We start from the raw sequence: 22,630 nt of genomic DNA, 5'->3' as shown, positions 1-22,630 counted from the left end.
AGTAGCTGGCGCGCAACCCGGCGCCAGCCAGCAACCAAGCACAAGTGCATGGAAGGAGGAATCATGGACGAGCAACCGAAGATTCTGACGATCGTGAACGAGCCGACCGTTGCCCCTGTCGATCTGCTGGCGCGCGCGCAGTTCTTCGCCGGACTCACGCGACTGCAGTTGCAGCGCATCGCCGCGATCAGCGTGATCCACACGTATGACAAGGATGCCCACATCTACCGCACCGGCGAGATTGCACAGCATCTCTATGTCCTGGCACAGGGCATGGTGCGGTTTGCGGTGGGCCTGGGCGGGCGCGACAACCCCGGCAGCGATATCCTCCACCGCCACGAGGTCTTCGGCTGGGCGGCCATGACGCCCAGCGACAATATCCGCATCGCCAATGCAACCTGCCTGACGCCGTGCACGGTACTGGCCATCAACGGCCGTGAACTGATCGGGCTGATGGAGCAGGACCAGCCGATGGGCTACCAGATCATGAAGCAGCTGGTAGGCCTGATCACGGGCACCTTCACGGCTTCCGTAGCCGGCTGACCCTTTCACTCAATCTGGCCTGCGCGGTCATGCCGGCGGGCGGAGACCTTCTATGCTGCCGCTCCTGCTCCTGATTTCGCTCGGCGTCGGTGTGCTGATCGGCGCCGTCGGCGTCGGCGGCGTGCTGCTGATTCCCGCGCTCAATGTCACAGCTGGCCTGACGATCCAGCAATCGATGGCGACGGCGCTGTTCACATTCATCTTTACCGGCATCGTCGGCACCTGGCTATTCCAGAAGCGCGGCAGTATCGATTGGGGCATCACCGTGCCGCTCTGCATCGGCGCCGCGCTGTTCGGCTTTCTCGGGGCGTGGGCCAACACATGGCTCGACAGCCGTGTGCTAACGCTGATTCTCGCCGGGCTGATCGTGTTCGCTGGCGTTTACACCCTGAGGGGCAGCACCGGCAGCCACCAGGAAGCCTTTGCGGGACAACGCCGCCGCCAGCAGTGGCTGCTCGCGGCCATCGGGGCGGCCGTCGGATTCGGCTCGGGACTCACCGGCGTCGGCGGCCCTGCATTGTCCGTGCCGCTGTTATTGCTGTTTGGTTTCTCTCCACTGTCTGCCATCGGTGCAAGCCAGGTGATCCAGATCCTCGCCTCCGTTTCCGGTACGCTGGGCAACCTGCAGTTCGGCACCATCGATTTCAAGCTCGCAGCCATCGTTGCCGTCGTAGAAGTCATCGGCGTGGTGATCGGCGTGCGTATCGTGCACGCCGTCAATGCGCAGGTATTGCGCAAGGCCGTGGCGATACTCTGCCTGCTGGTCGGTGCGGGACTGGCACTGCGCGCATTCGGCATACTCTGATTTTCTGCAACAGTCTCAGACCGGTTCCTGCGTGGAGCCGTCCTTGGTCATGCCCCAGCGGCGGCGGCGCTCCCACAGCGCCTTGCGGCCAATGCCAAGCAATGCCGCCAGCTCTACTTCGCTGTGCGTATCCTGGTAGAGCAGGATGCATTCCTTGATGTATTCCTCGATCGACAGCGGTTTCTGCGCACGTTCCAGACGCGGTCCGGAGCGGCGCTCGTTGAGCGTCAACTCGGCGAGATCATCGCGCGTCAGCATCTCTGAATCAGCGAGGATGACCACGCGCTCGATGAGGTTCTCCAGTTCGCGGATATTGCCTGGCCAGTCGTGCGCCATCAGCGCCTCGATAAAGTCTCGCCGCATGGTGTAACGGCTGGATGTGCGCCGGCTGTGTGCGCGTAGAAAGTGTTCGGCCAGTAGTTCGATATCGCGGCCGCGCTCGCGCAACGGCGGCACCTGGATGGTGATCACGTTGAGGCGGTAGTACAGGTCTGCGCGGAAATTGCCGGCGGCGGCTTCGGCCTTGAGATCGCGGTTGCTGGCGGCGAGAAAGCGGGTGTCCGTGACATAGCTTTGCGTGGAGCCGAGCGGCCGCACCTGGCGTTCCTGGATGACGCGCAGCAGCTTGACCTGCACATGCAGCGGCAGCTCGGAAATTTCGTCGAGGAAGAGCGTGCCGCCGCTCGCCTCACGGATCAGCCCTTCGCTGGCACTGACAGCGCCGGTGTAAGCGCCCTTGGCGTGGCCGAACAGTTCCGACTCGACCAGGTCGGCGGGAATCGCTCCGCAGTTGACCGGCACAAACGGCCGGTCGGCGCGGTCGCCACCAAAGTGGATGGCCTGTGCCACCAGCTCCTTGCCGGTGCCGCTCTCACCCTGGATCAGGACGTTCGCATCAGTGTGCGCCACGCGCTGGATCACCGTGCGCAGCCGTTGCACAGCATCGCTCTCGCCGATGATCTGGTTCTTCGTGAAGACCTTCTTCAGGCTGCGCTTGAGCACAGCGTTCTCGCGGTGCGTGCGGCGCTCGCTCAGGGCGCGGCGCACGGAGAACATGAAGTCGTCATTGTCGAACGGCTTGATGATGTAGTCGTTGGCGCCGCGCCGCAGCGCCTGGATGGCAGTTTCCACCGACGAGAAACTGGTCATGAGAATCACCGGGATTTCGCGGTCCTTTTGCTTCACAGCCGCGATGATGTCGAGACCGCTCAGGTCCGGCAACTTGAGATCGGTGATGACCAGATCGAAATCCTTCTGGAACAGGCAATCAAGCCCGGCCTGCCCGGTGTGGTACAGGTTGCACTCATAGCCAGCACTGGTCAGCAGCATTTCGACGCATTCGCCGATGCTCACATCGTCGTCGACTACCAGGATGCGTTCCATCACCGCTGGCCGGTTCGCCATGCCACCTCCTGCGCGACTCACTGGTCGCGGAATGCGGGCAGGCCAATCTCGAAGCAGGCGCCCAACCCGGGATTGTTGCGCGCGCTGATGGTACCGCCATGCTCGCGCAGAATTTCACTGCAGATCGCCAGGCCGAGGCCCGTGCCCTTGCCCGTGACCTTGGTGGTGAAGAAGGGCTCGAAGATGCGCTCGAGCATGGCCGGGTCGATCCCCGGTCCATCGTCCATGACCATGACACTGACGGTGTTGCCAGACACTACCGACGTGATGCGGATATGCCCCGCGCCGTTCATGGCTTGGGCGCCGTTGATCAGGATATTGGTAAACACTTCCTGCAACTGCCCCGCATGCGCATAGACGATGGCTTCGGGGTTCTCCTGCAGGTCGACGGTCACGCCGCTAAAGCGCGCATCCGGCAGCAGTACGGCCAGCGCTTCGCTGATGGCGTAGTCCACGGGCAACGCCGTACGCGGCGCGTCGCCCACGCGCGAGAACTCCACCAGACGGCGCGAGATGTCCATCAGGCGCTGCACATTGGAGGAAATATTGGCGAGCCCCTTGCGTACCGTTTCCGGACTAAGGCGATCGCCGGACAAGAGGATCTGTACCATCGAGCGCATGGCGGTGAGCGGGTTGCTCACTTCGTGGCTGACCCCAGCGATCATGAATCCCAGCGTCGCCAGGCGGTTGGTCTGGATATCGGCGACCTTGCGGGCACGAATGGCGTTGCGGTCTTCGATGATCAGGCAGAACCCTTCAGGCAGGGCACGCAGGTGCAGGCGCTCGTGCGTGACGCCGGCGATGGTCTCGCGTGTGACGTCGCATTGCTGCGGTGCAATCCATGGCGCTTCACCGCCGAGCGCGATGATGTATTCCGGTATCAGGTCGGCAAGATGCCGGCCGATGGTCTCCGTATCGAGCCCGAGCTTGTGCGCCTCTCCCCCAACACTCGTGATCCGCCCATCGAAACCCATTACCACGGCGGGCCATGGCAGCAGTTCGATGAACGCAAGCAGAGCATCGTCCGAGAAAGCGATAGATTTCATGGCTCCATGGGGATAAAGACCGCGATCCGTCGGCAAGCCGAACGTCGCGGTCAATTTTTCTGGCAACCATAACGCGTAACGCACGCTGGCGCAATCCTTTTGCCGGCCCCATCAGATGATGTTGCGCTCCATCAGGGGACGCCGTTCCGATATTCGGGAAAAGGCAAGCGGCGAAAGATCAAGTGAACGGTAGCCGCCGAGCAGCATGAGTTCGGCCAGCCCACGTCCGACCGCTGGCGCATGCTGCAGGCCATGGCCTGAGAAGCCATTGGCAAAGTACAGATTAGGGCAGTCCGCATGCAAGCCGAGGATCGCGTTGTGATCGAACACATTCATCTCGTAATAGCCTGCCCACGCGCCCGTCAGGCGCACGGCCGCAAACGCCGGTACACGCTGCGCCAGCGCTGGCCATACCAGGCTCTCGAACGCGCCAATATCGGGATCCAGCGGCAAGTCGTCGAGATCGTCGGCCGGCGCAGGAGCATAACCACACAGGAACTGCTCACCTTCCGGACGGAACCACAATCCACCCGGATCGATGACCAGCGGGCAGCGCGGCAGCCGCTCTGGGCAGGTGAAACTGAACACCGTCCGCCGCCGCGCGTGCACCGGCAGTTCGATGCCAGCCCAGCGTGCAACGACCGCCGCCCACGGACCGGCAGCATTGACGGCCATATCGCAGTGCAACGCTGCACCCTCGCGCACCGTCACGCCCGCTACGCGGGAACCACGTCTTACAAACCCGCTCGCTTCCGCATGGACAAATGCCACACCCTGCGCACGCGCTTTCGTGCGAAAAGCCTGCAACACACTGTAGCCGTCATACCAGCCCTCGCCCGCTCGGCCGAGCGCGCCGCAACGCAGGCCGCGGGTAGCCAGCCACGGAAAGGCCATGCGCAGTTGCGTGGACGACAGCAGATCGACCGCGACGCCGTGCGCATGTTGCATGCGCACATTCTCTTGCAAGGACGCCGCACCGGCCGTACTTGCCAGGAACAGATAACCGGGCTCGACCAGCCCGATGTCGGGCGCCGTTTCGCCCACGCGCAACTGCGTGCCGATGTGCCTGAAGAAGTCGATGCCGTACTGCGACATGCGGATGTTCACCGGTGTCGAGAACTGCTGGCGAATCGAGCTGGCGGAACGTGCGGACGAGGCATTGCCATATGTAGGGTCGCGCTCCAGCACGGTGACCTCGCATGCGCCCGGCGTCTGCGTGAGGAAGGTGGCGATGGCGCTGCCGATGACACCACCGCCGATGATGACGATGCGGAGTGGCGTGCTCATGATGAGCCTTGCGGACTGGGAGCGGTGTCCGCGAAGTCGAATCGGACGCCCTGCGCCAGCGGCAGGCTATCGCCGTAGTTGATGGTGTTGGTGGCGCGCCGCATGTAGCTGCGCCATGCATCCGAACCGGCTTCGCGGCCGCCGCCCGTGGCTTTCTCGCCGCCGAAGGCGCCGCCGATCTCCGCGCCCGAGGTGCCGATATTGACGTTGGCGATACCGCAGTCGCCCCCCGCGCTCGACATGAAACGCTCCGCTTCCTGCATGTCGCGCGTGAAGATGGCGGACGACAATCCTTGCGGCACCGCGTTGTGCAGCGCAATCGCCGTCTCGAACGCGTCGTATTCCAGCAGATAGAGAATCGGCGCGAACGTCTCGCGTTGCATCACGGCGGTTTGTGCAGGCATGCGCACCAGAGCCGGCGCGGCGTACCAGCCGCCGGCAACCGGGGTGCAACGCGTCCCGCCACAGAGAACTTCGCCGCCTTCGCGACGCGCCTGTGCGAGTGCGGCCTGCATGGCGTCGAACGCCTCGGCGTCGATCAAGGGGCCGACCAGCGTTGCCGGATCAAGCGGATGGCCGACCTGGATCGAGGCATAGATGTGCTGCAGTCGTGCCGTCAGTTGCACGCTGATGTCGCGGTGCACGATGAGGCGGCGCAGCGTGGTGCAACGCTGGCCGGCCGTGCCGGCCGCTGAGAAAGTGATGGCGCGCGCGGCCAGCTCCAGGTCGGCGCTCGGCGTGACGATCATGGCATTGTTGCCCCCCAGTTCGAGAATCGACCGGCCGAAACGCGCTGCCACCTGCGCGCCCACCTGCTGCCCCATGCGGCTGCTGCCGGTGGCGCTAAGCACTGGCACCTGCGGCGACTGCGCGAGCACCGCGCCGATCTCCGCGCCACCCGGCAGCACCGCATGCAATCCAGGCCATAGTTGTGCTGCTGGCAGATCGTGCTGCGCGGCGAATGCAGCCCAGGCGCGCTCCAGCAGACGGCTACAGGCCAGCGCGGTAAGCGGAGTTTTCTCCGAGGGCTTCCAGACGATGCTGTTGCCGCACACCAGTGCGAGGGTTGCATTCCACGCCCATACCGCCACCGGGAAATTGAAGGCGGTGATGATGCCGGTGACACCGAGCGGATGCCATGTCTCCATCATGCGGTGCGCGGTCCGCTCGGAAGCAATGGTGCAGCCATAGAGCTGGCGCGAGAGGCCGACGGCGAAATCGCAGATGTCGATCATCTCCTGCACTTCGCCCAGCCCTTCGGACAGTATCTTGCCGCTTTCCCACGTCACCAGCGCGCCCAGTGCCGGTTTGTGGGCGCGCAGTTGCAGCCCGAGTTCGCGCACCAGTTCGCCGCGTACCGGCGGCGGCACGGTGCGCCACTGCAGGAATGCCGCATGCGCATGCGCGATCGCCTGCTGGGCGACAGGGGGCGATGCAGGCTCGAGGCTGCCCAGCAGTGTGCCGTCGATCGGCGAATGGACTTGTTGCGATCCGGACGCGAATGGCGCAGGTTCGCCGAACAAGGCAGTGAAGATGTCCGCAGGCTGCATGGTCGGTCCTCCGGCAAAGCGGTGGCTGTCCCTATACCTTATGCGTAGACAGGAGAATGTGCGTTTCCGTGTTGACAATGCCCTTGATCAGGCGGATGCGGCCGAGCGCCCGGTCGAAGGCCTCGAGGTTGTCGGCGCTGATCTCGGCCACCACATCCCAGCGGCCATTGGTGGAATGCAACGCCGTCACGGCGGGTTCGCCGCGCAGCGCGCGAATGACGTCCGGCGCGCAGCTACCTTCCACCACGATGGTCATCCAGGCGCGAATGCGGTTGGGTTGGGCTGACTGGCGCAGGCGCACGGTGTAGCCGGCGATGACCCCACTGTGCTCGAGCCGCGCGAGCCGGTTCTGAACGGTACCACGCGAAACGCGCAGCTTGCCCGCCAGCGCCGATACACTGAGGCGCGCGTTATCGCGCAGCAGGCCGATGAGCTGCCGGTCGGTATCGTCGAGCCTGATCTGGTCGTCGTCCATGGCATGCCTCCTGAATGGCCAAGAAGCCAAGGGCCAGAGAGTCTAAGGCCACCTGCCCGATACCCCTGCGCCCCTTGGCATCGGTGGCGATAGCGCCGCCACGGCAGTCTGACGGGTACGCACGGCACGGCACGGCACGGCACGGCACCTGTCAGTCTGCTGGCCCTTATTGATCATTATGGGCAATTTCCTGGCGAATTGAAGCACTTTTGAGGCTTCTGCCTGGGCATGCCGTCGACTACGCTATCTATACGGGACACCCTCGCCCCGCCCCGACTGGAGACGCGCCCATGGTCACTACGCCGCAGTTCCTGATGGTCTCGCCAACTTGCTTCGATGTGTCGTATCACATCAATCCGTGGATGCGGCCGGATGCCTGGCAGGAAGATCCGGATGCGATGCGTCAACGGGCGCTGGCGGCGGCCGAGGCCTTGCGCGCGAGTATCGAACAGGCCGGCGGAAGCGTGGAAATGGCGGATGGGGTGCCTGGCCTGCCCGATATGGTGTTTCCCGCCAACGCCGCCGTGGTGCTGGATGGCAAAGCCATGATGGCGCGCTGTCGCTATCCGGAGCGTCAGGGTGAGGAAGTGCACTTCCTGACGCTGTTCCGCACGCTGCAACAGCGCGGCCTGATCCGGGAAATCGTGACGCTCCCACCCGGCTGCTTTCAGGAGGGTGCCGGCGACTGCATCTGGGATGCCGGCCGCCAGCATTTCTGGGCCGGCTTCGGTCCGCGCTCGTCGCGCAGTTCGCTGGAAGCCATCGCAGCGACCTTCGACAAGCGGGTGGTGCCACTGGAGCTGGCCACCGAGCGCTGCTATCACCTCGATGTCTGCTTCTGCCTGCTGAGCGGCGGCGAGATCCTCTACCTGCCTTCCGCGCTCACGCCGCAGGCCTTGCGCACGCTGCGCAGGACGGTGAACCCGGACATGCTGATCGAAGCCACGGAAGACGACCTGCTGCACTTCAATATCAACGCTGTCAGCCTGGGCCGGGAGATCATCACCAGCCTGTGCACGCCAGCCTTGCGACAACGGTTGCAGGCGCGCGGCTATCACGTCACCGAAGTGGATCTTGCGCCGTTCATGCTGTCCGGCGGCGGCGCGTACTGCATGACCTTGCGGCTCGACCGGAGCAGCGCACCGCAACATGGCGCGCTCCATCCCACGCTGGCGGATGCGGCGCACTAGCCATCGATAGCGCGTGGGGTAAAACAGCGGGAGGCGGTACGTACTTGAAAGCGGTACTTGGGGACGATACCTGGGGGCGATGCCGGGAAGCTCGGCGCTGGGAGAACCATCATGACACGCTATCTGGATGTTCAGCACATGCGACAGCTTTGCGCGCGGGTCGGCATTGCTGAGCTGCTGCGCCGTATCGCAGCGGCGATCGAGGCGGATTTCCGGCGCTGGCCCGATTTCGAGAAATCGCCGCGCATCGCACGCTATGCCCGGGAGGGGGTGATCGAGCTGATGCCTGTGGCCGACCGCAGCCATTTCAGCTTCAAGTACGTCAACGGCCATCCCGGCAATCCGCGCCATGGGCTGCCGACCGTGATGGCTTTTGGCGTGCTGTCGGACATGCACACTGGCTACCCGCTGCTGTTGAGTGAACTCACCCTGACCACCGCGCTGCGCACGGCGGCCACCTCGGCACTGGCAGCGCGTTTACTGGGCCGACCCGACGCACGCTGCATGGCCATCATCGGCAACGGCGCACAAAGCGACTTCCAGGCTCTGGCCTTTATGACCCTGCTCGGCGTGCGCGCCCTACGCCTATATGACATTGACCCGGCCGCCATGCGCAAGCTGGCCGACAATCTCTGCGCCGTGTGCGCCGCGAGCGGCATGCCGCCTCCCGAAATCCGGTTGTGCGGCTCGCCGCGCGAAGCGGCGGCGGGTGCCGATATCGTCACGACCCTCACCGCGGCCCAGGCGCGCGCCGAGGTGCTGACGCCCGACATGCTGCTGCCCGGCGTACACGTCAATGCCGTCGGTGGAGATAGTCCGGGCAAGACGGAATTGCACCGCGACATTCTCAAAAATTCGAAAGTATTCGTGGAATATTTACCGCAGACACGCGTCGAGGGCGAGATTCAACAAATACCGGAACCAAATGCCACCGAATTATGGAACGTTCTCAACGGTACCCGTCCCGGACGAACCTCAGAGCATGACATCACGGTCTTCGATTCGGTCGGTTTTGCACTCGAGGATTTCTCGGCATTGCGGGTGCTTTTCGAATTGAGCAGTGCGCTGGAAATCGGTAGCCAGCTCGACCTGATCGCGACTCCCGATTCACCCAAAAATCTCTTCGGCCTGCTGCGACATGCACCATCTGAGCCCAGTCCTGACAAGGCTTGCGCACTCACGCCGTGCATGTGATGCACTGTCCTCGGGATTTCCCTGAGAGGCGTCACAAACTGGTTGACGCCTAGAAAATTTATCCGTATAACGACTCGTGCAGGATCTTAGGGTAAGTGAGGTTGGTGTTCAGTTGATCGCTCATGCGGTTGGTATGTCGATTGTCTGCTTCCTGGATCTTCGTATGCAAGCGAGCGAAAGCTCATATCAACACTATTAAGGAAGTAACATGGCAACGGGTACCGTTAAGTGGTTTAACGACGCAAAAGGTTTTGGCTTCATTACCCCGGAAGACGGCGGTGAAGATCTGTTCGCACACTTTTCCGCCATTGCCGGCACGGGCTTCAAGTCGCTGGCCGAAGGCGCCAAGGTGAGCTTCGATGTGACGACTGGTCCGAAAGGCCGTCAGGCTTCGAACATCCAGGTCATTGGTTAATACCAGCCAGCACCGGAAAGCCCCCGCACTGCGGGGGCTTTTTCTTTGTGGCAGCCCATGTGCCGCCATCATGCCGATGTGCGGTCCGCGCCCTTCCAGGCTGGGACTTTCGCTGTTGCGCCGCATCAAATATAATGACGGATTGCACGGGTTCGCTTGAATCCACAATCATCAAAGAAGCGCGATCAAAATGAAGTAACCCGGTTCTGGCCGGGTGCGGCGACAGGCCGTACGACGAGCATGGCAAGGCGCTCACCGGTGCCAGAATCATTTTGATCGCGTTTCCAATTCTCGCCCGCTTCGCCCCGCCTCGCGTGGCATCCGCTCTGACGAAGCGCCTCGAACTCCTGATGCCGGCCGCGCCCCTCGGGCTGCTGGCCACGCCCGGCCCGTCTGCCGGAACCTCGCGCCTCTGGCGCGACCGCACGCACCCTGCGTCCTCCGCACACGGCCCGCCGCCTGTGCGGCAACACCGCGCTGCCTGAGCGCATAGAAGGAAAAGCAATATGTCAAAAGAAGATCTGATCGAACTGGAAGGCGTGGTTGCCGAAGTGCTGCCCGATACCCGTTTTCGCGTCATGCTGGAAAACGGCGTCGAAGTCGGCGCATATGCTTCGGGAAAGATGCGCAAGCACCGTATCCGTATTCTCGCCGGCGACAAAGTCACCATCGAGATGTCCCCGTATGACCTGACCAAGGCACGGATCAGTTTCCGCCACAAGGATGAGCGCCCGTCCGGCGCCCCGCGTCCGCAACGGCCGGGACAGCGCCGCTAAGGCGTACGCGGTACCGTTCTTGCACAGCCGGCCGGTCTGGCCGCTGCCTGGGCAGGCGTGGACCGCACAAGAAAAAAGCACCCCGCAGGGTGCTTTTTTTTGGCCGGATGGACTGACGCGCCGCGTACCGACCAGACTCAGGCCGGCTGGCGCATCCCGCGTTCGCCGCGCTCCGCCCGCTCTTGCTGGCGCTTTAGCACCTGCTGGCGTTGCTCCGGCGTCAGCAGCGCGAAAATCTTCTGCTGCGTCTCGGCGCGCATCACGCTCAGCGAGGCCCGTGCCTGGGCTTCGGCCCCCGCCAGCTGGCGAGCCTTGGCGGCGTCGAAGGTAGTCGCCAGGCTCAGCTTGCGCAGTTCGGCCCGATTGGCGCGCACGATCTTCATCTGATCGCGCACGGCGGGCATTTGCGCATGGCGGATCTTGAAGATCTGATCCTTTTGCGCGTCACTCAGGTTGAGGCCGCGCATCATCATGCCGTCGCCACGATGATGGCCACGATGGCCGAAATGATGCTTGCCGCGCTCGCCACCGTCATGCTTGTGCATCGCACGCTCGCCCGCAGCCGGCGGTTGTCCCTGGGGTGGCGCCGATTGGGCGGAAACCGCACCGGCACCCAGCAGGGCAGCGGAGGTCATCAGAACGGTGAGATAACGCTTGGTCGTGATCATGTCGAGCTCCTTCTTTCTGGTTGGGTCCGGCCGCCGCGGGAGTGAGTGCGACGCCGAACCATGGATCGAAGTGTCGGCGATGCCCGCGTAAAGTGGGGTGAATGGAGCGTAAAGATCGCGTAAAGAATGTGAGAAAGCCCGGCGGCCGGTTGGCACACCCGGCCTGATCGGGGAAGATAACGTTACCGGAACGCTATCTAGAGGAAAGGCTGTGCGGATTGTACTGGTCGACGACGACACCGAGCTCTGCGCCATGCTGGCGGAATACCTCGCCACTGAAGGCTTCGAGACCGACACGCTGCATGACGGCGAAGCCGGCGTGAAAGCGGCTCTGTCCGGCGACTATGCGGCCGTGGTGCTCGACATCATGATGCCCCGCCTGAACGGCATCGATGCCCTGCGACGCATCCGCCAGAGCAGCCGCATCCCCGTCATCATGCTAACCGCCAAGGGCGACGACATCGACCGCATCGTCGGTCTCGAACTCGGCGCGGACGACTACGTGCCCAAGCCCTGCTCGCCGCGCGAACTGGTGGCGCGCCTGAGGGCCATCCTGCGGCGGTCCGGCGATGCGGCACGGCAAAGCCGTACCACCGAGCCGGCCGCACTCGGCCCGATCCGCGTCTATCCTGAGCAGCGCCGCGCCGAATGGGAGGGCACGCCGCTGGAATTGACGAGCGCCGAATTCAACCTCCTGGAAATGCTGGTGGCCGGCGCCGGACGCGTGCTGACCAAGGCAGCCCTGTGCGAGGGCGCGCTCGGCCGTCCGCATACGCGTTACGACCGCAGCGTCGACGTCCACATGAGTAACCTGCGCCAGAAGCTGGCAGCCTTTGCGGATGGCCAGGCGCCGATCCATACGGTGCGCGGCGTCGGCTACAAGATGGCATTCGAGTAAATCAGAGTCAGCATGGGCCGCCTGTTCTGGAAGATCCTCATCGCCTTGTGGCTGACGCTGATCGGCGTGTCGATTGCCGTCGGCTTCGTGATCGCGCTCTACAACGAATCACGCGCACCCGCGCCTGAAGAACTGGCGAGCGGCCCGCGCATCGCGCTCATGACGAGCGCCGCATCCAATGCCCTGCGCTTTGGCGGCACCCCCGCCTTCGAGGCCCTGCTGGCCGACTGGCCACGCTTCACGCGCGAGCGGCTGTTCGCGGTCGACGGCCAAGGCGCGGACGTACTCGGGCGCACGGTGCCTGCTGCCGCCCTGGCCCGCGCCCGCACGCTCAGCAACGAGCCGCAGCAGGCCGATGACAGCAGCCAGGACCCACGCCGCAGGCCCACCGTGCAGATTGCCACCACCCCGGCCGGTCAGGACATGCTGGTGTTCATCGCCGCCCCCGATGGCGTGGCAGCCGACCGCCGTGGACCGCCTGGGCGCAACCGGCCTGGCACCATCGCCGGCGTACCGATTCCCCCCCTTCTGATCAGCGGCGTGGCCGCACTGGTGTTCGCCGCCCTCATGGCGTGGTACCTCTCGCGCCCCATCCGCACGCTGCGCCGTGCCTTCGACCGGCTCGCCCAGGGCGACCTCGAGACACGCGTCGCGCACGAGATGGGTAAGCGCCGTGACGAAGTGGCCGACCTCGGCCGGGATTTCGACCACATGGCAGCGCGTCTCAGCCATCTGGTCTCCGCCCAGCGCCAGTTGCTGCACGATGTCTCACACGAACTGCGCTCGCCGCTCGCGCGCCTGCAGGTCGCCATCGGGCTGGCCCGCCAGAGCGATATGGCACCGGATGGCCCGACCGCAGCGGCCTTCGAGCGCATCGAGCGCGAGTCCAACCGTCTCGACCTGCTGGTCGGCGAGCTGCTGACGCTGTCGCGCCTCGAGGCACGCGCCGATGCGGCGGGCGATGAGTATTTCGACATGCTGGAACTGACCGAAGCGGTGCTCGACGACGCGCGCTTCGAAGCCGAGAACGCCGGCATCAGCTTGCGGTATGCGCAGGAAGGCTGCACGGCCGATAGCGAGGCGCTGGTGCGCGGGCGGGCCGAGCTCTTGCATCGCGCGCTGGAAAACATCGTGCGCAATGCATTGAAGTATTCACAAACGGGCCAGTCGGTGGATGTCATGCTGCACTGCGCACCGCAGCGCGTCTGCATCTCGGTCAGCGACCAAGGCCCCGGCGTACCGCCCGGGCAGATTGACGCGATCTTCGAACCTTTCGTCCGGCTCGGCAATGCGCCGGCCAATGGCGGCTATGGACTGGGACTGGCAATCGCGCAGCGCGCCGTACTGGCGCATGGCGGCACGATCGTAGCGGCCAACCGGCCGGCGGGAGGATTGATGGTGACCATGACGCTGCCGTTGGCCGCGGGCGCCTGACAGCCAGCGGACAGAAACGCAGACGTTGCCAGGCAGCGCCCGTCATGCGGCGAGCGGCGGTTCCTGCATCAACGCGACCTGCTCGCGCAATTCCAGAATGCGGTCCTGCCAGTAGCGCGGCGTATCGAACCACGGGAAGGCGGCCTTGAACGCCGGGTCATCCCAGCGACGCGCCAGCCAGCCGGAGTAATGGATCAGGCGCAGCGTGCGCAGCGCTTCCACCAGATGGAGTTCGCGCGGATCGAAGCTGCAGAAATCCTCGTAGCCCGCGAGGATATCGCCGAGCTGGCGCGTCATCGCGGCACGGTCGCCGGACAGCAGCATCCACAGATCCTGCACCGCCGGACCCATGCAGCTATCGTCGAAGTCGACGAAATGCGGGCCCGGCAAGACGCCCGCGCCGTAACGCGGAACATCGGCCTCGTCGATCCACAGCACGTTGCCCGCATGGCAGTCGCCATGCAGGCGCAAAAGATTGACGTTACCGGCGCGCGCATAGCAGGCCTGCACGGCTTCCAGCGCCTGATCGACAACACTGCGCCACGCCGGCAACAGCTCCGGCGGAATCATGTCATGCGCCAGCAGCCAGTCGCGCGGCGCATGGCCGAATGAATCGATATCGAGGGTCAGGCGATGGCGGTAGGGTTCGAGTGTGCCCAAAGCGTGGATGCGCCCAAGAAAGCGGCCCATCCATTGCAACGTATCGGGCTGGTCGAGCGCCGGGACGCGGCCAGGACAACGCGGAAAAACCGCGAAGGCAAAGCCACCGTACTCGGGCAGCGTGCAGCTGCCACGGTCGTCTGCCAGCTGCCCCACAAACTCGGCCGCGAATGCCAGCGGCGGCACGGCCGGAATTTCCGCATCGGCCAGTTGCTGTACAAAGCGGTGCTCTTCGAGGATCGCCTCGCGCGTCCAGCGGCCAGGACGATAGAACTTGGCCACCAGCGGCGCACTCTCTTCCATGCCGACCTGGTAGACACGGTTTTCGTAGCTGTTGAGGGCGAGCAGCCGCCCGTCCGGCCGCAGCCCCACCGACTCGAGTGCCTCGAGGATCCGTTCCGGCGAGAGACCCGCGTACGGGACAGTGGGATCGGCGGCCATGGGCAGACGCCTCAGGACTTGTTGCCGCCGCCCAGCAGAGCGGCATGTGGCCGACGGGTGCGCCCCGCGGCTGAATGACCAGCCGGAGCATCCTGCCGCGCCGCGGGCTGCGCGGGTCGGGCCTGCGGTGCACGCGCCGGCGCGCCGTGACGCGGCGCCGGTGTGGACGCGGGACGGCCTTGTCCATTGCCCTGCACAGGCTTGCCACGGGCATGTGCGCTGCCGGCATCCGCACGAGCCGGGTTGCCACTGCTGTTGCCGCGATTGCCGGACGCGCCCTCGTGGCGGGGCTGGCCTTGCGGGGCCGGCGCCTTGGCTTGGCGCGGCGCATTATTCGCGGGATTGCGCGGCGCCCTGGGCGCGCCTCGCGGCGCGTTGCGCGACTGGCGGCCATTGGGGATCGGTTCGGCGGCGATCGTCGGATCGGGTTCGAAGCCCGGCAACACGGTGCGTGGCAGCTCGCGCTTGATCAGGCGTTCGATGTCGCGCAGCAGGCCATGTTCATCGATGCAGACCAGCGAGATCGCTTCGCCTTCCGCTCCGGCCCGGCCCGTGCGGCCAATGCGATGCACGTAGTCTTCGGACACATTGGGCAGATCGAAATTAACGACGTGCGGCAACTGGTCGATGTCGATGCCACGCGCGGCGATATCGGTCGCCACCAGCACGCGCAGCGTGCCGCCCTTGAATTCGCTCAGGGCACGCGTGCGCGCCGACTGGCTCTTGTTGCCATGGATCGCCAGTGCGGGAATGCCGTCCTTGCTCAACTGTTCAGCCAGGCGGTTGGCGCCGTGCTTGGTACGCGTGAACACCAGCACCTGGTGCCAGTCATGCGTCTTCACCAGATGCGCAAGCAGTTCGCGCTTGCGTTCGCGGTCGACCGGATAGATGCGCTGCGCCACGGTTTCCGCCGTGGTGTTGCGGCGCGCCACTTCGATCGAGACGGGCTGGTCCAGCAGCTTGTCGGCCAGCGCACGGATCTCGTCGGAGAAGGTAGCAGAGAACAGCAGGTTCTGGCGCTTCTGCGGCAGCAGGGCCAGCACCTTGCGGATATCGTGGATGAAGCCCATGTCGAGCATGCGATCGGCTTCATCGAGCACGAGGATCTCGATGTTCGACAGGTCGATGGTGCGCTGCCCGGCGTGGTCGAGCAGGCGGCCCGGCGTGGCGACGACGATGTCCACGCCCTTGCGCAGCAGGTCGACCTGCGGGTTGATGCCGACGCCGCCGAACATCACCATGGAACGCAGCGGCAGGTACTTGCCGTAATCGCGCACACTCTCCTCGACCTGCGCAGCCAGTTCGCGCGTCGGCGTCAGCACGAGTGCGCGCGGCAGGCGACGGTTGCCGGCCTGCGCGGCAGCGGTGCCGGACAGGCGCTGCAGCAGCGGCAGCGTGAAGCCGGCGGTCTTGCCGGTGCCGGTCTGCGCGCCGGCCAGCAGGTCGCCGCCGCCGAGCACGGCGGGAATGGCCTGGCGCTGGATGGGGGTGGGCACGGTATAGCCGAGTTCGGTCACCGCACGCACGAGTTTGTCGGACAAGCCGAGTTCAGAAAAGGACATGAATGGATTCAATGGGCACCGGCCTGCGCACAGTGGGTGCGCCAATCACAGGCGGTGTCTGGACATAAGGCGGGGCGACTGGCCCGCAGGCTGCAGGGAAGAAACCCTGCAAGAAGTGGCGTAGTGTACCAGCCTTCTTGCTCCACCCTGCCCGGCCTGGCCCGGCGGTGCGCCACAGCATGCCACAACCCGGTAAAATGGCGGACTGCCCCGTTTCCATGGATCCCTGATGCCTGCTCGCCTGCACTCCCCGTTTTTGCGCGTCCGTGCGCGTCTGGCGACCGGGCTGCTGTGCGGCCTGCTCACATGGTCCGCCCTTGCGCAGACCGCACGCGTGATCCCTGCCGATGCCAAGCGCAGCCAGTTCACCGTGACGTCGAACACCACCGCCACGGTCGGCAACCAGACGCTGCGTTTCGCGCCCGGCCTGCGCATCATTTCGCAGGAGAACCGTCTCGTGCGTCCGCAGCAGCTGGCCGAGCAGACACTGGCCGTGCGCTACAAGCTGGACCTGTACGGCCAGCTGCTCACGGTCTGGATCCTCACCGACGAGGAACGGCGGCGCAGCGAACCCTGAACCTCCCTGATTCACCCCAAGCCCTGATGCCCCCAGGTCAACCACTGAGAACGGCATACCATGCAAAGCAAACCGCAAAAGAAAGTCTTCATCAAAACCTTTGGCTGCCAGATGAACGAGTACGACTCGGACAAGATGGCCGATGTGCTCAACGCCGCCGAAGGCATGATCCCCACCGACCGGCCGGAAGACGCCGACGTGATCCTGTTCAACACTTGCTCGGTGCGCGAGAAGGCGCAGGAGAAGGTGTTTTCCGACCTGGGCCGCATGCGCCTGCTGAAGCAGGAAAAACCTGACCTCGTGATCGGCGTTGGCGGCTGTGTCGCCAGCCAGGAAGGCGCCAGCATCGTGGCACGCGCGCCGTATGTCGACGTGGTGTTCGGCCCGCAGACGCTGCACCGCCTGCCGGACATGCTGGAAAAGCGGCGCGCCACTGGCCGCTCGCAGGTCGATATCTCCTTCCCGGAAATCGAGAAGTTCGATCACCTGCCGCCAGCCCGCGTCGAAGGTGCAACGGCATTCGTGTCGATCATGGAAGGCTGCTCGAAATACTGCAGCTATTGCGTGGTACCGTTCACGCGAGGGGAGGAAGTGTCGCGCCCGTTCGACGACGTGCTGGCGGAAGTCGCGGGGCTGGCCGAACAGGGCGTGCGCGAGGTGACGCTGCTGGGCCAGAACGTGAATGCCTATCGCGGCGCCATGACGCGTGATGCCAGCGAACTCGCCGACTTCGCGCTGTTGATCGAGTATGTGGCCGAAATCCCCGGTATCGAGCGCATCCGCTACACCACAAGCCACCCGAAGGAATTCACGCCGCGCCTGATCGAGACGTATGCCAAGGTGCCAAAGCTGGTGAACCATCTGCACCTGCCCGTGCAGCACGGCTCTGACCGCATCCTGATGGCCATGAAGCGCGGCTACACGATCCTCGAATACAAGAGCATCATCCGCAAGCTGCGCGCCATCCGTCCGGACATTTCGCTGTCGTCGGACTTCATCGTCGGCTTTCCCGGCGAAACCGACGATGATTTCGACAAGATGATGGACCTGATCGAGAGCACTGGTTTCGATACCTCGTTCAGCTTCATCTTCAGCCCGCGCCCCGGCACGCCGGCCGCCAACCTGGCGGACGACACGCCGCACGCCGTCAAGCTCAAGCGCCTGCAGCACCTGCAAGCGACCATCGAGGCCAACGTGCAGCGCATCAGCGAAAGCATGGTCGGCTCGGTGCAGCGCATTCTCGTAGAGGGTGCCGCACGCAAGGATCCCAACGAGCTGAGCGGCCGCACGGAGAACAACCGCGTGGTCAACTTCCCCGTCGCACACGTGCCGGAAGCGCGCCGCACCCAGCTGATCGGCCAGATGCTCGATGTGAAGATCACGCTGGCCTACCCGCACTCGCTGCGTGGCGAAATCGTTGCCACGCAGTAACACCATCCGCCATGGCCAAGATAAATAAATCCCTCGCTGCCGAATTCGTCGCTCCCAAGGACGACAATGCCCGCCTGCAGAACCTGTGCGGCCCGCTCGACGAGAACCTGCGGCAAATCGAGCAGGCGCTGGACGTGACCATCCAGCGCCGTGGCCACCGCTTTACGGTGCGCGGCACACAGGCACAGCAGGGTGCCAACGCACTCGAGACGTTCTACAACCGAGCGCGCTCGCCGCTTTCGGTCGATGAAATCCAGCTCGGCCTGGTGGAGACGCGGCAGGTCGCAGCACACGGCGCGTATCTGCCGGAACTCGAAGATGAAGACGGCGCCCCGCTCGACGAGAACGACGTATCCCCGGCGCTGCAGACCCGCCGCAGCGACCTGCATGGCCGCACGGCAATGCAGCGCGAGTACCTGCGCAATATCCTGTCGCACGACCTGACCTTCGGCATCGGCCCGGCCGGCACCGGCAAGACCTATCTCGCCGTGGCGTGCGCGGTTGACGCGCTGGAGCGCGATGCGGTCAAGCGCATCGTGCTGACACGGCCGGCAGTGGAAGCCGGCGAGCGCCTTGGCTTCCTGCCGGGCGATCTGGCGCAGAAGGTCGATCCCTACCTGCGTCCGCTGTATGACGCACTCTACGATCTGCTCGGCTTCGACAAGACGCAGAAGATGTTCGAGCGGCAGATGATCGAAGTCGCGCCGCTCGCCTACATGCGCGGGCGTACGCTGAACCATGCCTTCATCATCCTCGACGAGGCGCAGAACACCACGCCCGAGCAGATGAAGATGTTCCTGACGCGCATTGGCTTCGGCTCGCGCGCCGTGGTGACTGGCGATACCACGCAGATCGACCTGCCGCGCGGCCAGAAGAGCGGCTTGATCGAATCGCAGCATGTGCTGGGCAATGTGCGCGGCGTGGCCGCCACGCATTTCTCGGCAGCTGACGTCGTGCGCCATCCGCTCGTCGCACGCATCGTCGAAGCCTACGACGCCTATCACGCGCAGCACCGGGACGAATGACCATGCCGAAACTTTCACTGTCCGTGCAAGCTGGCAGGGGCACCCGCCAGCGACCCGGCGTGCCACGTCGCCCGCAGGTCCTTGCGTGGCTCAGGCCCGCGCTGTTTGCCGATGCCGAATTCACCGTCCGTTTCGTCGACGAGGAAGAGGGCCGCGCGCTCAATCGCACCTATCGTGGCAAGGATTACGCCACCAATGTGCTGACCTTCGCCTATGCCGAGAACGAGGACGATCCGGTGCGCGGCGACATCGTGCTGTGCTGCCCGGTGGTGGAACGCGAGGCCGCCGAGCAGGGCAAGCCGCTCGAGGCCCATTACGCGCATCTGGTCGTGCACGGCGCGCTGCATGCGCAAGGCTACGATCACGAGGACGAGGACGAAGCGCAGGAAATGGAAGCACTCGAAACCGAGTTGCTCGCCACGCTGGGTTATCCCGATCCCTATGCAGACCATGCGGCATGACCACTTGCGGTAGCCCGTCCAAGGCGTGGCAGTACATGCAGGATGACGCTGCAGATGGCCTGTCGCCTGCACGGCTCGATCAGGCTGCCTTGAGCGCCTGTCATGGGCCGGAACCCGCCCCTCTTTTTCATCCCTTGCGTCGGGCGCGCGCCCACGCCACACCTGGCCATGTGGCCCTAGGAGAGTGACATGATCGGTCGCATCGTCGGCACCCTGGTCGAAAAGAATCCGCCCTATCTGCTGGTGGATTGCCAGGGCGTCGGCTACGAGATCGCGGTGCCGATGAGCACCTTCTACCAGTTGCCGGGTACCGGCGAGCGCGTGACGCTGCTCACCCAGCTGATCGTGCGCGAGGATGCCCATCTGCTGTATGGCTTCGGCACGGCCAGCGAGCGCGATGCCTTCCGCGAACTGATCAAGATCACCGGCATCGGCGCGCGCATGGCGCTGGCGGTGCTGTCGGGCCTGTCGGTAGCGGAACTGGCCCAGGTGGTGACGCTGCAGGAAGCGGGCCGCCTGACCCGCATCCCCGGCATTGGCAAGAAAACCGCCGAGCGCCTGCTGCTGGAGCTGAAAGGCAAGCTTGGCGCCGACCTCGGCGCAGCCGGCATCAGCGGTCCGGCGGATGCCACGGCGGACATCCTCAATGCCCTGCTCGCGCTCGGCTACTCCGATAAGGAGGCAACCCTGGCGGTCAAGCAGGTGCCGGCAGGCACGGGCGTCTCCGACGGCATCAAGCTGGCGCTCAAGGCACTGTCGAAGAGCTGAGCGACAAACCCACCCATGGATGACCGGCACGGTACACTAGCGCCATGATCGAAACCGACAAACTGGGCGACCGCCTGATCTCCGCCGCTCCCGCCTCGGCACGCGAGGAGGCGTTCGAACGCGCGCTGCGCCCGAAGCTGCTGGACGAGTATGTCGGCCAGGAAAAGATCCGTGGCCAGCTGGACATCTTCATGACCGCGGCACGCCGCCGCCAGGAGCCGCTCGACCACGTGCTGCTGTTCGGCCCGCCGGGCCTCGGCAAGACCACGCTGGCGCACATCGTGGCACGCGAGATGGGCGTCAACCTGCGCCAGACGTCGGGTCCGGTGTTGGAGCGTCCCGGCGACCTGGCAGCGCTGCTGACCAACCTCGAAGCCAACGATGTGCTGTTCATCGACGAAATTCACCGGCTCTCGCCGGTGGTCGAGGAAATCCTGTATCCCGCGCTCGAGGACTACCAGATCGACATCATGATCGGCGAAGGCCCGGCCGCGCGCTCGGTCAAGCTCGACCTGCAGCCGTTCACACTAGTCGGTGCGACCACGCGCGCCGGCATGCTGACCAATCCGCTGCGCGACCGCTTCGGCATCGTGGCGCGCCTGGAGTTCTATACCGCGCCGGAACTGGCGCGCATCGTCACCCGTTCGGCCGGGCTGCTGAATGCAGACATCGCCGAGGACGGCGCGCTCGAGATCGCACGCCGCGCGCGCGGTACGCCGCGGATCGCCAACCGCCTGCTGCGGCGCGTGCGCGACTATGCCGAGGTCAAGGCCGACGGTACCATCACGCGCGAAGTGGCGGATGCCGCGCTAAGCATGCTCGATGTGGACGCGGTGGGTTTCGACCTGATGGACCGCAAGCTGCTCGAAGCCATCCTGCACAAGTTCGACGGCGGGCCGGTGGGCGTGGACAATCTGGCCGCCGCCATCGGCGAGGAGCGTGACACCATCGAGGACGTGCTCGAGCCGTACCTGATCCAGCAGGGCTATCTGCAGCGCACGCCGCGCGGCCGTGTGGCGACGCTGCTGGCGTATCGCCACTTCGGGCTGGCCGCACCGCAAGGCGCGCAGGATCCGTCGGGCGACCTGTGGAATCCGGCCTGACCGCCCTCCCGCGCCATCGCGAGCCGACCGCCCACGATCATGTACCGGCACCTGCGCCATACTGCCGCCCGACGGCAAGCGCATGGCGCGGCACCGCCCAGACGGTGTGCGCGCGGGTGAGCGCGGCTCCTCCTTTCCAACCAATCCGAGACGCTTGATGCCGACGCCTGCTTCTGCTGCTTCCGACGCTCCTGCCGCTCCCACCCCGCGTGTGCCGCGCACCTACCGCTACTACGATTTCGTCATGGTGGCCTTTGTCACTGTGCTGCTGTGCTCCAATCTGATCGGCGCGGCCAAGGCGGCGGAGGTGACACTGCCGGTGATCGGCACGGTCACGTTCGGCGCGGGCGTGCTGTTCTTTCCGATTTCCTACGTGTTCGGCGACATCCTGACCGAGGTGTACGGCTACGGCCGCGACCGCCGGGTGGTGTGGGCCGGCTTCGGCGCGCTGGCCTTCGCCACCTTCATGGCTTTCGTGGTGGTCAACCTGCCCGTGGCCTCGTTCATGAGCAGTTACCAGAAGAGCCTCGAGGAGGTGTTCGGCAATACCTGGCGTATCGCCGCGGGTTCGCTGATCGCCTTCTGGTGCGGCAGCTTCTCGAACAGCTTCGTGATGGCCAAGATGAAGATCTGGACGGCCGGCAAGTGGCTGTGGACACGCACCATTGGCTCGACCATGGTGGGCGAGCTGGTGGATTCCTCGCTGTTCTACATCATCGCCTTCTACGGCATCTGGCCGACGCAGCAGATCATCGCCGTGGCGATTGCGCAGTATGTGCTGAAGACCGGTTGGGAAGTGGTAATGACGCCGGTGACGTATCGCGTTGTCGCTTTCCTGAAAAAAGCCGAGAACGAGGACTACTACGACCACCACACGCGCTTCACGCCGTTCCGCGTGCGTGTGGACTGAACGGGCT

Annotated in this window: 23 protein-coding genes; 15 read left to right on the top strand and 8 right to left on the bottom strand. The window is 64.8% G+C overall.

Features of this window, described 5'->3' with window-relative positions; all coding sequences use genetic code 11:
- The first annotated feature begins 63 nt into the window (after positions 1–63).
- Both ACQ3C8_RS02415 and ACQ3C8_RS02410 read left to right on the top strand, forming a co-directional pair.
- Complete coding sequence (locus ACQ3C8_RS02415; RefSeq protein ID WP_009523036.1) at positions 64–543, top strand: Crp/Fnr family transcriptional regulator; 480 nt, start codon at positions 64–66, stop codon at positions 541–543.
- 52 nt (positions 544–595) lie between these two features.
- The gene (locus tag ACQ3C8_RS02410) at positions 596–1,348 is read left to right on the top strand and encodes a sulfite exporter TauE/SafE family protein (RefSeq protein WP_009523035.1); all 753 of its coding nucleotides are present in this window, start codon (positions 596–598) and stop codon (positions 1,346–1,348) included.
- Between the two features lie 15 nt (positions 1,349–1,363).
- Here the strand turns inward: ACQ3C8_RS02410 and ACQ3C8_RS02405 are convergent, their stop codons facing one another.
- The 5 genes from ACQ3C8_RS02405 to ACQ3C8_RS02385 form a co-directional block, all read right to left on the bottom strand.
- Positions 1,364–2,752, bottom strand: coding sequence for a sigma-54-dependent transcriptional regulator (locus ACQ3C8_RS02405; protein ID WP_009523034.1), 1,389 nt, complete (start codon positions 2,750–2,752; stop codon positions 1,364–1,366).
- Positions 2,753–2,769: 17 nt separating this feature from the next.
- Positions 2,770–3,798: a sensor histidine kinase gene (locus ACQ3C8_RS02400; protein ID WP_428852323.1), complete on the bottom strand. Its 1,029-nt coding sequence runs from the start codon at positions 3,796–3,798 to the stop codon at positions 2,770–2,772.
- Positions 3,799–3,909: 111 nt separating this feature from the next.
- Complete coding sequence (locus ACQ3C8_RS02395) at positions 3,910–5,085, bottom strand: NAD(P)/FAD-dependent oxidoreductase (protein ID WP_428852322.1); 1,176 nt, start codon at positions 5,083–5,085, stop codon at positions 3,910–3,912.
- Positions 5,082–6,635 (bottom strand): L-piperidine-6-carboxylate dehydrogenase, encoded by a 1,554-nt coding sequence (amaB, locus tag ACQ3C8_RS02390; RefSeq protein ID WP_428852321.1) that lies wholly within the window; start codon positions 6,633–6,635, stop codon positions 5,082–5,084. Before amaB ends, ACQ3C8_RS02395 begins: the two co-directional genes overlap by 4 nt.
- Positions 6,636–6,666: 31 nt before the next feature.
- The gene (locus tag ACQ3C8_RS02385; RefSeq protein WP_428852320.1) at positions 6,667–7,110 is read right to left on the bottom strand and encodes an Lrp/AsnC family transcriptional regulator; all 444 of its coding nucleotides are present in this window, start codon (positions 7,108–7,110) and stop codon (positions 6,667–6,669) included.
- 290 nt (positions 7,111–7,400) lie between these two features.
- Between ACQ3C8_RS02385 and ACQ3C8_RS02380 the strand changes: the two genes are divergently transcribed.
- The 4 genes from ACQ3C8_RS02380 to infA all read left to right on the top strand — a co-directional run bounded on the left by ACQ3C8_RS02380 (position 7,401) and on the right by infA (position 10,685).
- Entirely contained in the window at positions 7,401–8,300 is a 900-nt protein-coding gene (locus tag ACQ3C8_RS02380) for a dimethylarginine dimethylaminohydrolase family protein (protein ID WP_428852319.1), read from the top strand.
- Between the two features lie 111 nt (positions 8,301–8,411).
- Entirely contained in the window at positions 8,412–9,494 is a 1,083-nt protein-coding gene (locus ACQ3C8_RS02375) for an ornithine cyclodeaminase (RefSeq protein WP_428852318.1), read from the top strand.
- A gap of 208 nt (positions 9,495–9,702) precedes the next feature.
- The gene (locus ACQ3C8_RS02370) at positions 9,703–9,909 is read left to right on the top strand and encodes a cold-shock protein (RefSeq protein ID WP_009523027.1); all 207 of its coding nucleotides are present in this window, start codon (positions 9,703–9,705) and stop codon (positions 9,907–9,909) included.
- Positions 9,910–10,415: 506 nt separating this feature from the next.
- Positions 10,416–10,685: a translation initiation factor IF-1 gene (infA, locus tag ACQ3C8_RS02365; RefSeq protein WP_009523026.1), complete on the top strand. Its 270-nt coding sequence runs from the start codon at positions 10,416–10,418 to the stop codon at positions 10,683–10,685.
- Between the two features lie 137 nt (positions 10,686–10,822).
- On the opposite strand, the gene ACQ3C8_RS02360 is transcribed toward infA, so the two are convergent.
- Positions 10,823–11,353 (bottom strand): Spy/CpxP family protein refolding chaperone, encoded by a 531-nt coding sequence (locus ACQ3C8_RS02360; protein ID WP_428852317.1) that lies wholly within the window; start codon positions 11,351–11,353, stop codon positions 10,823–10,825.
- A gap of 211 nt (positions 11,354–11,564) precedes the next feature.
- Here ACQ3C8_RS02360 and ACQ3C8_RS02355 point away from each other — a divergent pair, with 211 nt between their 5' ends.
- The gene (locus ACQ3C8_RS02355; RefSeq protein WP_009523024.1) at positions 11,565–12,251 is read left to right on the top strand and encodes a response regulator transcription factor; all 687 of its coding nucleotides are present in this window, start codon (positions 11,565–11,567) and stop codon (positions 12,249–12,251) included.
- Positions 12,252–12,263: 12 nt separating this feature from the next.
- A complete protein-coding gene (locus ACQ3C8_RS02350) occupies positions 12,264–13,685 on the top strand; it encodes an ATP-binding protein (RefSeq protein ID WP_428852316.1) in 1,422 nt (473 codons plus the stop codon).
- A 42-nt stretch (positions 13,686–13,727) separates the two neighbouring features.
- Here ACQ3C8_RS02350 and ACQ3C8_RS02345 read toward each other — a convergent pair whose 3' ends face one another.
- Positions 13,728–14,786: a serine/threonine protein kinase gene (locus tag ACQ3C8_RS02345; protein ID WP_428852315.1), complete on the bottom strand. Its 1,059-nt coding sequence runs from the start codon at positions 14,784–14,786 to the stop codon at positions 13,728–13,730.
- A gap of 11 nt (positions 14,787–14,797) precedes the next feature.
- Positions 14,798–16,348: a DEAD/DEAH box helicase gene (locus tag ACQ3C8_RS02340; protein ID WP_428852314.1), complete on the bottom strand. Its 1,551-nt coding sequence runs from the start codon at positions 16,346–16,348 to the stop codon at positions 14,798–14,800.
- Positions 16,349–16,577: 229 nt separating this feature from the next.
- Between ACQ3C8_RS02340 and ACQ3C8_RS02335 the strand changes: the two genes are divergently transcribed.
- From ACQ3C8_RS02335 to ACQ3C8_RS02305, 7 genes are all read left to right on the top strand, one after another.
- Positions 16,578–16,925, top strand: coding sequence for a hypothetical protein (locus ACQ3C8_RS02335; protein WP_428852313.1), 348 nt, complete (start codon positions 16,578–16,580; stop codon positions 16,923–16,925).
- A 60-nt stretch (positions 16,926–16,985) separates the two neighbouring features.
- Entirely contained in the window at positions 16,986–18,356 is a 1,371-nt protein-coding gene (miaB, locus tag ACQ3C8_RS02330) for a tRNA (N6-isopentenyl adenosine(37)-C2)-methylthiotransferase MiaB (protein ID WP_009523019.1), read from the top strand.
- 11 nt (positions 18,357–18,367) lie between these two features.
- The gene (locus ACQ3C8_RS02325) at positions 18,368–19,381 is read left to right on the top strand and encodes a PhoH family protein (RefSeq protein WP_428852312.1); all 1,014 of its coding nucleotides are present in this window, start codon (positions 18,368–18,370) and stop codon (positions 19,379–19,381) included.
- 2 nt (positions 19,382–19,383) lie between these two features.
- A complete protein-coding gene (gene ybeY, locus ACQ3C8_RS02320; protein WP_009523017.1) occupies positions 19,384–19,842 on the top strand; it encodes an rRNA maturation RNase YbeY in 459 nt (152 codons plus the stop codon).
- Between the two features lie 189 nt (positions 19,843–20,031).
- Positions 20,032–20,610, top strand: a complete 579-nt coding sequence (gene ruvA / locus ACQ3C8_RS02315) for a Holliday junction branch migration protein RuvA (RefSeq protein WP_009523016.1) — start codon at positions 20,032–20,034, stop codon at positions 20,608–20,610.
- 44 nt (positions 20,611–20,654) lie between these two features.
- Positions 20,655–21,713, top strand: a complete 1,059-nt coding sequence (gene ruvB / locus ACQ3C8_RS02310) for a Holliday junction branch migration DNA helicase RuvB (protein WP_009523015.1) — start codon at positions 20,655–20,657, stop codon at positions 21,711–21,713.
- Between the two features lie 157 nt (positions 21,714–21,870).
- Positions 21,871–22,623: a queuosine precursor transporter gene (locus tag ACQ3C8_RS02305; protein ID WP_009523014.1), complete on the top strand. Its 753-nt coding sequence runs from the start codon at positions 21,871–21,873 to the stop codon at positions 22,621–22,623.
- The last annotated feature ends 7 nt before the right edge of the window (positions 22,624–22,630 follow it).

This window comes from Imbroritus primus (assembly GCF_964332355.1).
In the GTDB taxonomy this organism is placed as follows: Bacteria; Pseudomonadota; Gammaproteobacteria; order Burkholderiales; family Burkholderiaceae; genus Imbroritus; species Imbroritus primus.
This window is presented reverse-complemented; position numbering and strand designations above follow the sequence as displayed.

Excerpts from the sequence above, each read along its gene's own strand:
- ACQ3C8_RS02415 (WP_009523036.1), top strand. The coding sequence starts at position 64 with ATGGACGAGCAACCGAAGATTCTGACGATCGTGAACGAGCCGACCGTT.
- ACQ3C8_RS02410 (WP_009523035.1), top strand. The coding sequence starts at position 596 with ATGCTGCCGCTCCTGCTCCTGATTTCGCTCGGCGTCGGTGTGCTGATC.
- ACQ3C8_RS02405 (WP_009523034.1), bottom strand. The coding sequence starts at position 2,752 with ATGGCGAACCGGCCAGCGGTGATGGAACGCATCCTGGTAGTCGACGAC.
- ACQ3C8_RS02400 (WP_428852323.1), bottom strand. The coding sequence starts at position 3,798 with ATGAAATCTATCGCTTTCTCGGACGATGCTCTGCTTGCGTTCATCGAA.
- ACQ3C8_RS02395 (WP_428852322.1), bottom strand. The coding sequence starts at position 5,085 with ATGAGCACGCCACTCCGCATCGTCATCATCGGCGGTGGTGTCATCGGC.
- amaB (WP_428852321.1), bottom strand. The coding sequence starts at position 6,635 with ATGCAGCCTGCGGACATCTTCACTGCCTTGTTCGGCGAACCTGCGCCA.
- ACQ3C8_RS02385 (WP_428852320.1), bottom strand. The coding sequence starts at position 7,110 with ATGGACGACGACCAGATCAGGCTCGACGATACCGACCGGCAGCTCATC.
- ACQ3C8_RS02380 (WP_428852319.1), top strand. The coding sequence starts at position 7,401 with ATGGTCACTACGCCGCAGTTCCTGATGGTCTCGCCAACTTGCTTCGAT.
- ACQ3C8_RS02375 (WP_428852318.1), top strand. The coding sequence starts at position 8,412 with ATGACACGCTATCTGGATGTTCAGCACATGCGACAGCTTTGCGCGCGG.
- ACQ3C8_RS02370 (WP_009523027.1), top strand. The coding sequence starts at position 9,703 with ATGGCAACGGGTACCGTTAAGTGGTTTAACGACGCAAAAGGTTTTGGC.
- infA (WP_009523026.1), top strand. The coding sequence starts at position 10,416 with ATGTCAAAAGAAGATCTGATCGAACTGGAAGGCGTGGTTGCCGAAGTG.
- ACQ3C8_RS02360 (WP_428852317.1), bottom strand. The coding sequence starts at position 11,353 with ATGATCACGACCAAGCGTTATCTCACCGTTCTGATGACCTCCGCTGCC.
- ACQ3C8_RS02350 (WP_428852316.1), top strand. The coding sequence starts at position 12,264 with ATGGGCCGCCTGTTCTGGAAGATCCTCATCGCCTTGTGGCTGACGCTG.
- ACQ3C8_RS02345 (WP_428852315.1), bottom strand. The coding sequence starts at position 14,786 with ATGGCCGCCGATCCCACTGTCCCGTACGCGGGTCTCTCGCCGGAACGG.
- ACQ3C8_RS02340 (WP_428852314.1), bottom strand. The coding sequence starts at position 16,348 with ATGTCCTTTTCTGAACTCGGCTTGTCCGACAAACTCGTGCGTGCGGTG.
- ACQ3C8_RS02335 (WP_428852313.1), top strand. The coding sequence starts at position 16,578 with ATGCCTGCTCGCCTGCACTCCCCGTTTTTGCGCGTCCGTGCGCGTCTG.
- miaB (WP_009523019.1), top strand. The coding sequence starts at position 16,986 with ATGCAAAGCAAACCGCAAAAGAAAGTCTTCATCAAAACCTTTGGCTGC.
- ACQ3C8_RS02325 (WP_428852312.1), top strand. The coding sequence starts at position 18,368 with ATGGCCAAGATAAATAAATCCCTCGCTGCCGAATTCGTCGCTCCCAAG.
- ybeY (WP_009523017.1), top strand. The coding sequence starts at position 19,384 with ATGCCGAAACTTTCACTGTCCGTGCAAGCTGGCAGGGGCACCCGCCAG.
- ruvA (WP_009523016.1), top strand. The coding sequence starts at position 20,032 with ATGATCGGTCGCATCGTCGGCACCCTGGTCGAAAAGAATCCGCCCTAT.
- ruvB (WP_009523015.1), top strand. The coding sequence starts at position 20,655 with ATGATCGAAACCGACAAACTGGGCGACCGCCTGATCTCCGCCGCTCCC.
- ACQ3C8_RS02305 (WP_009523014.1), top strand. The coding sequence starts at position 21,871 with ATGCCGACGCCTGCTTCTGCTGCTTCCGACGCTCCTGCCGCTCCCACC.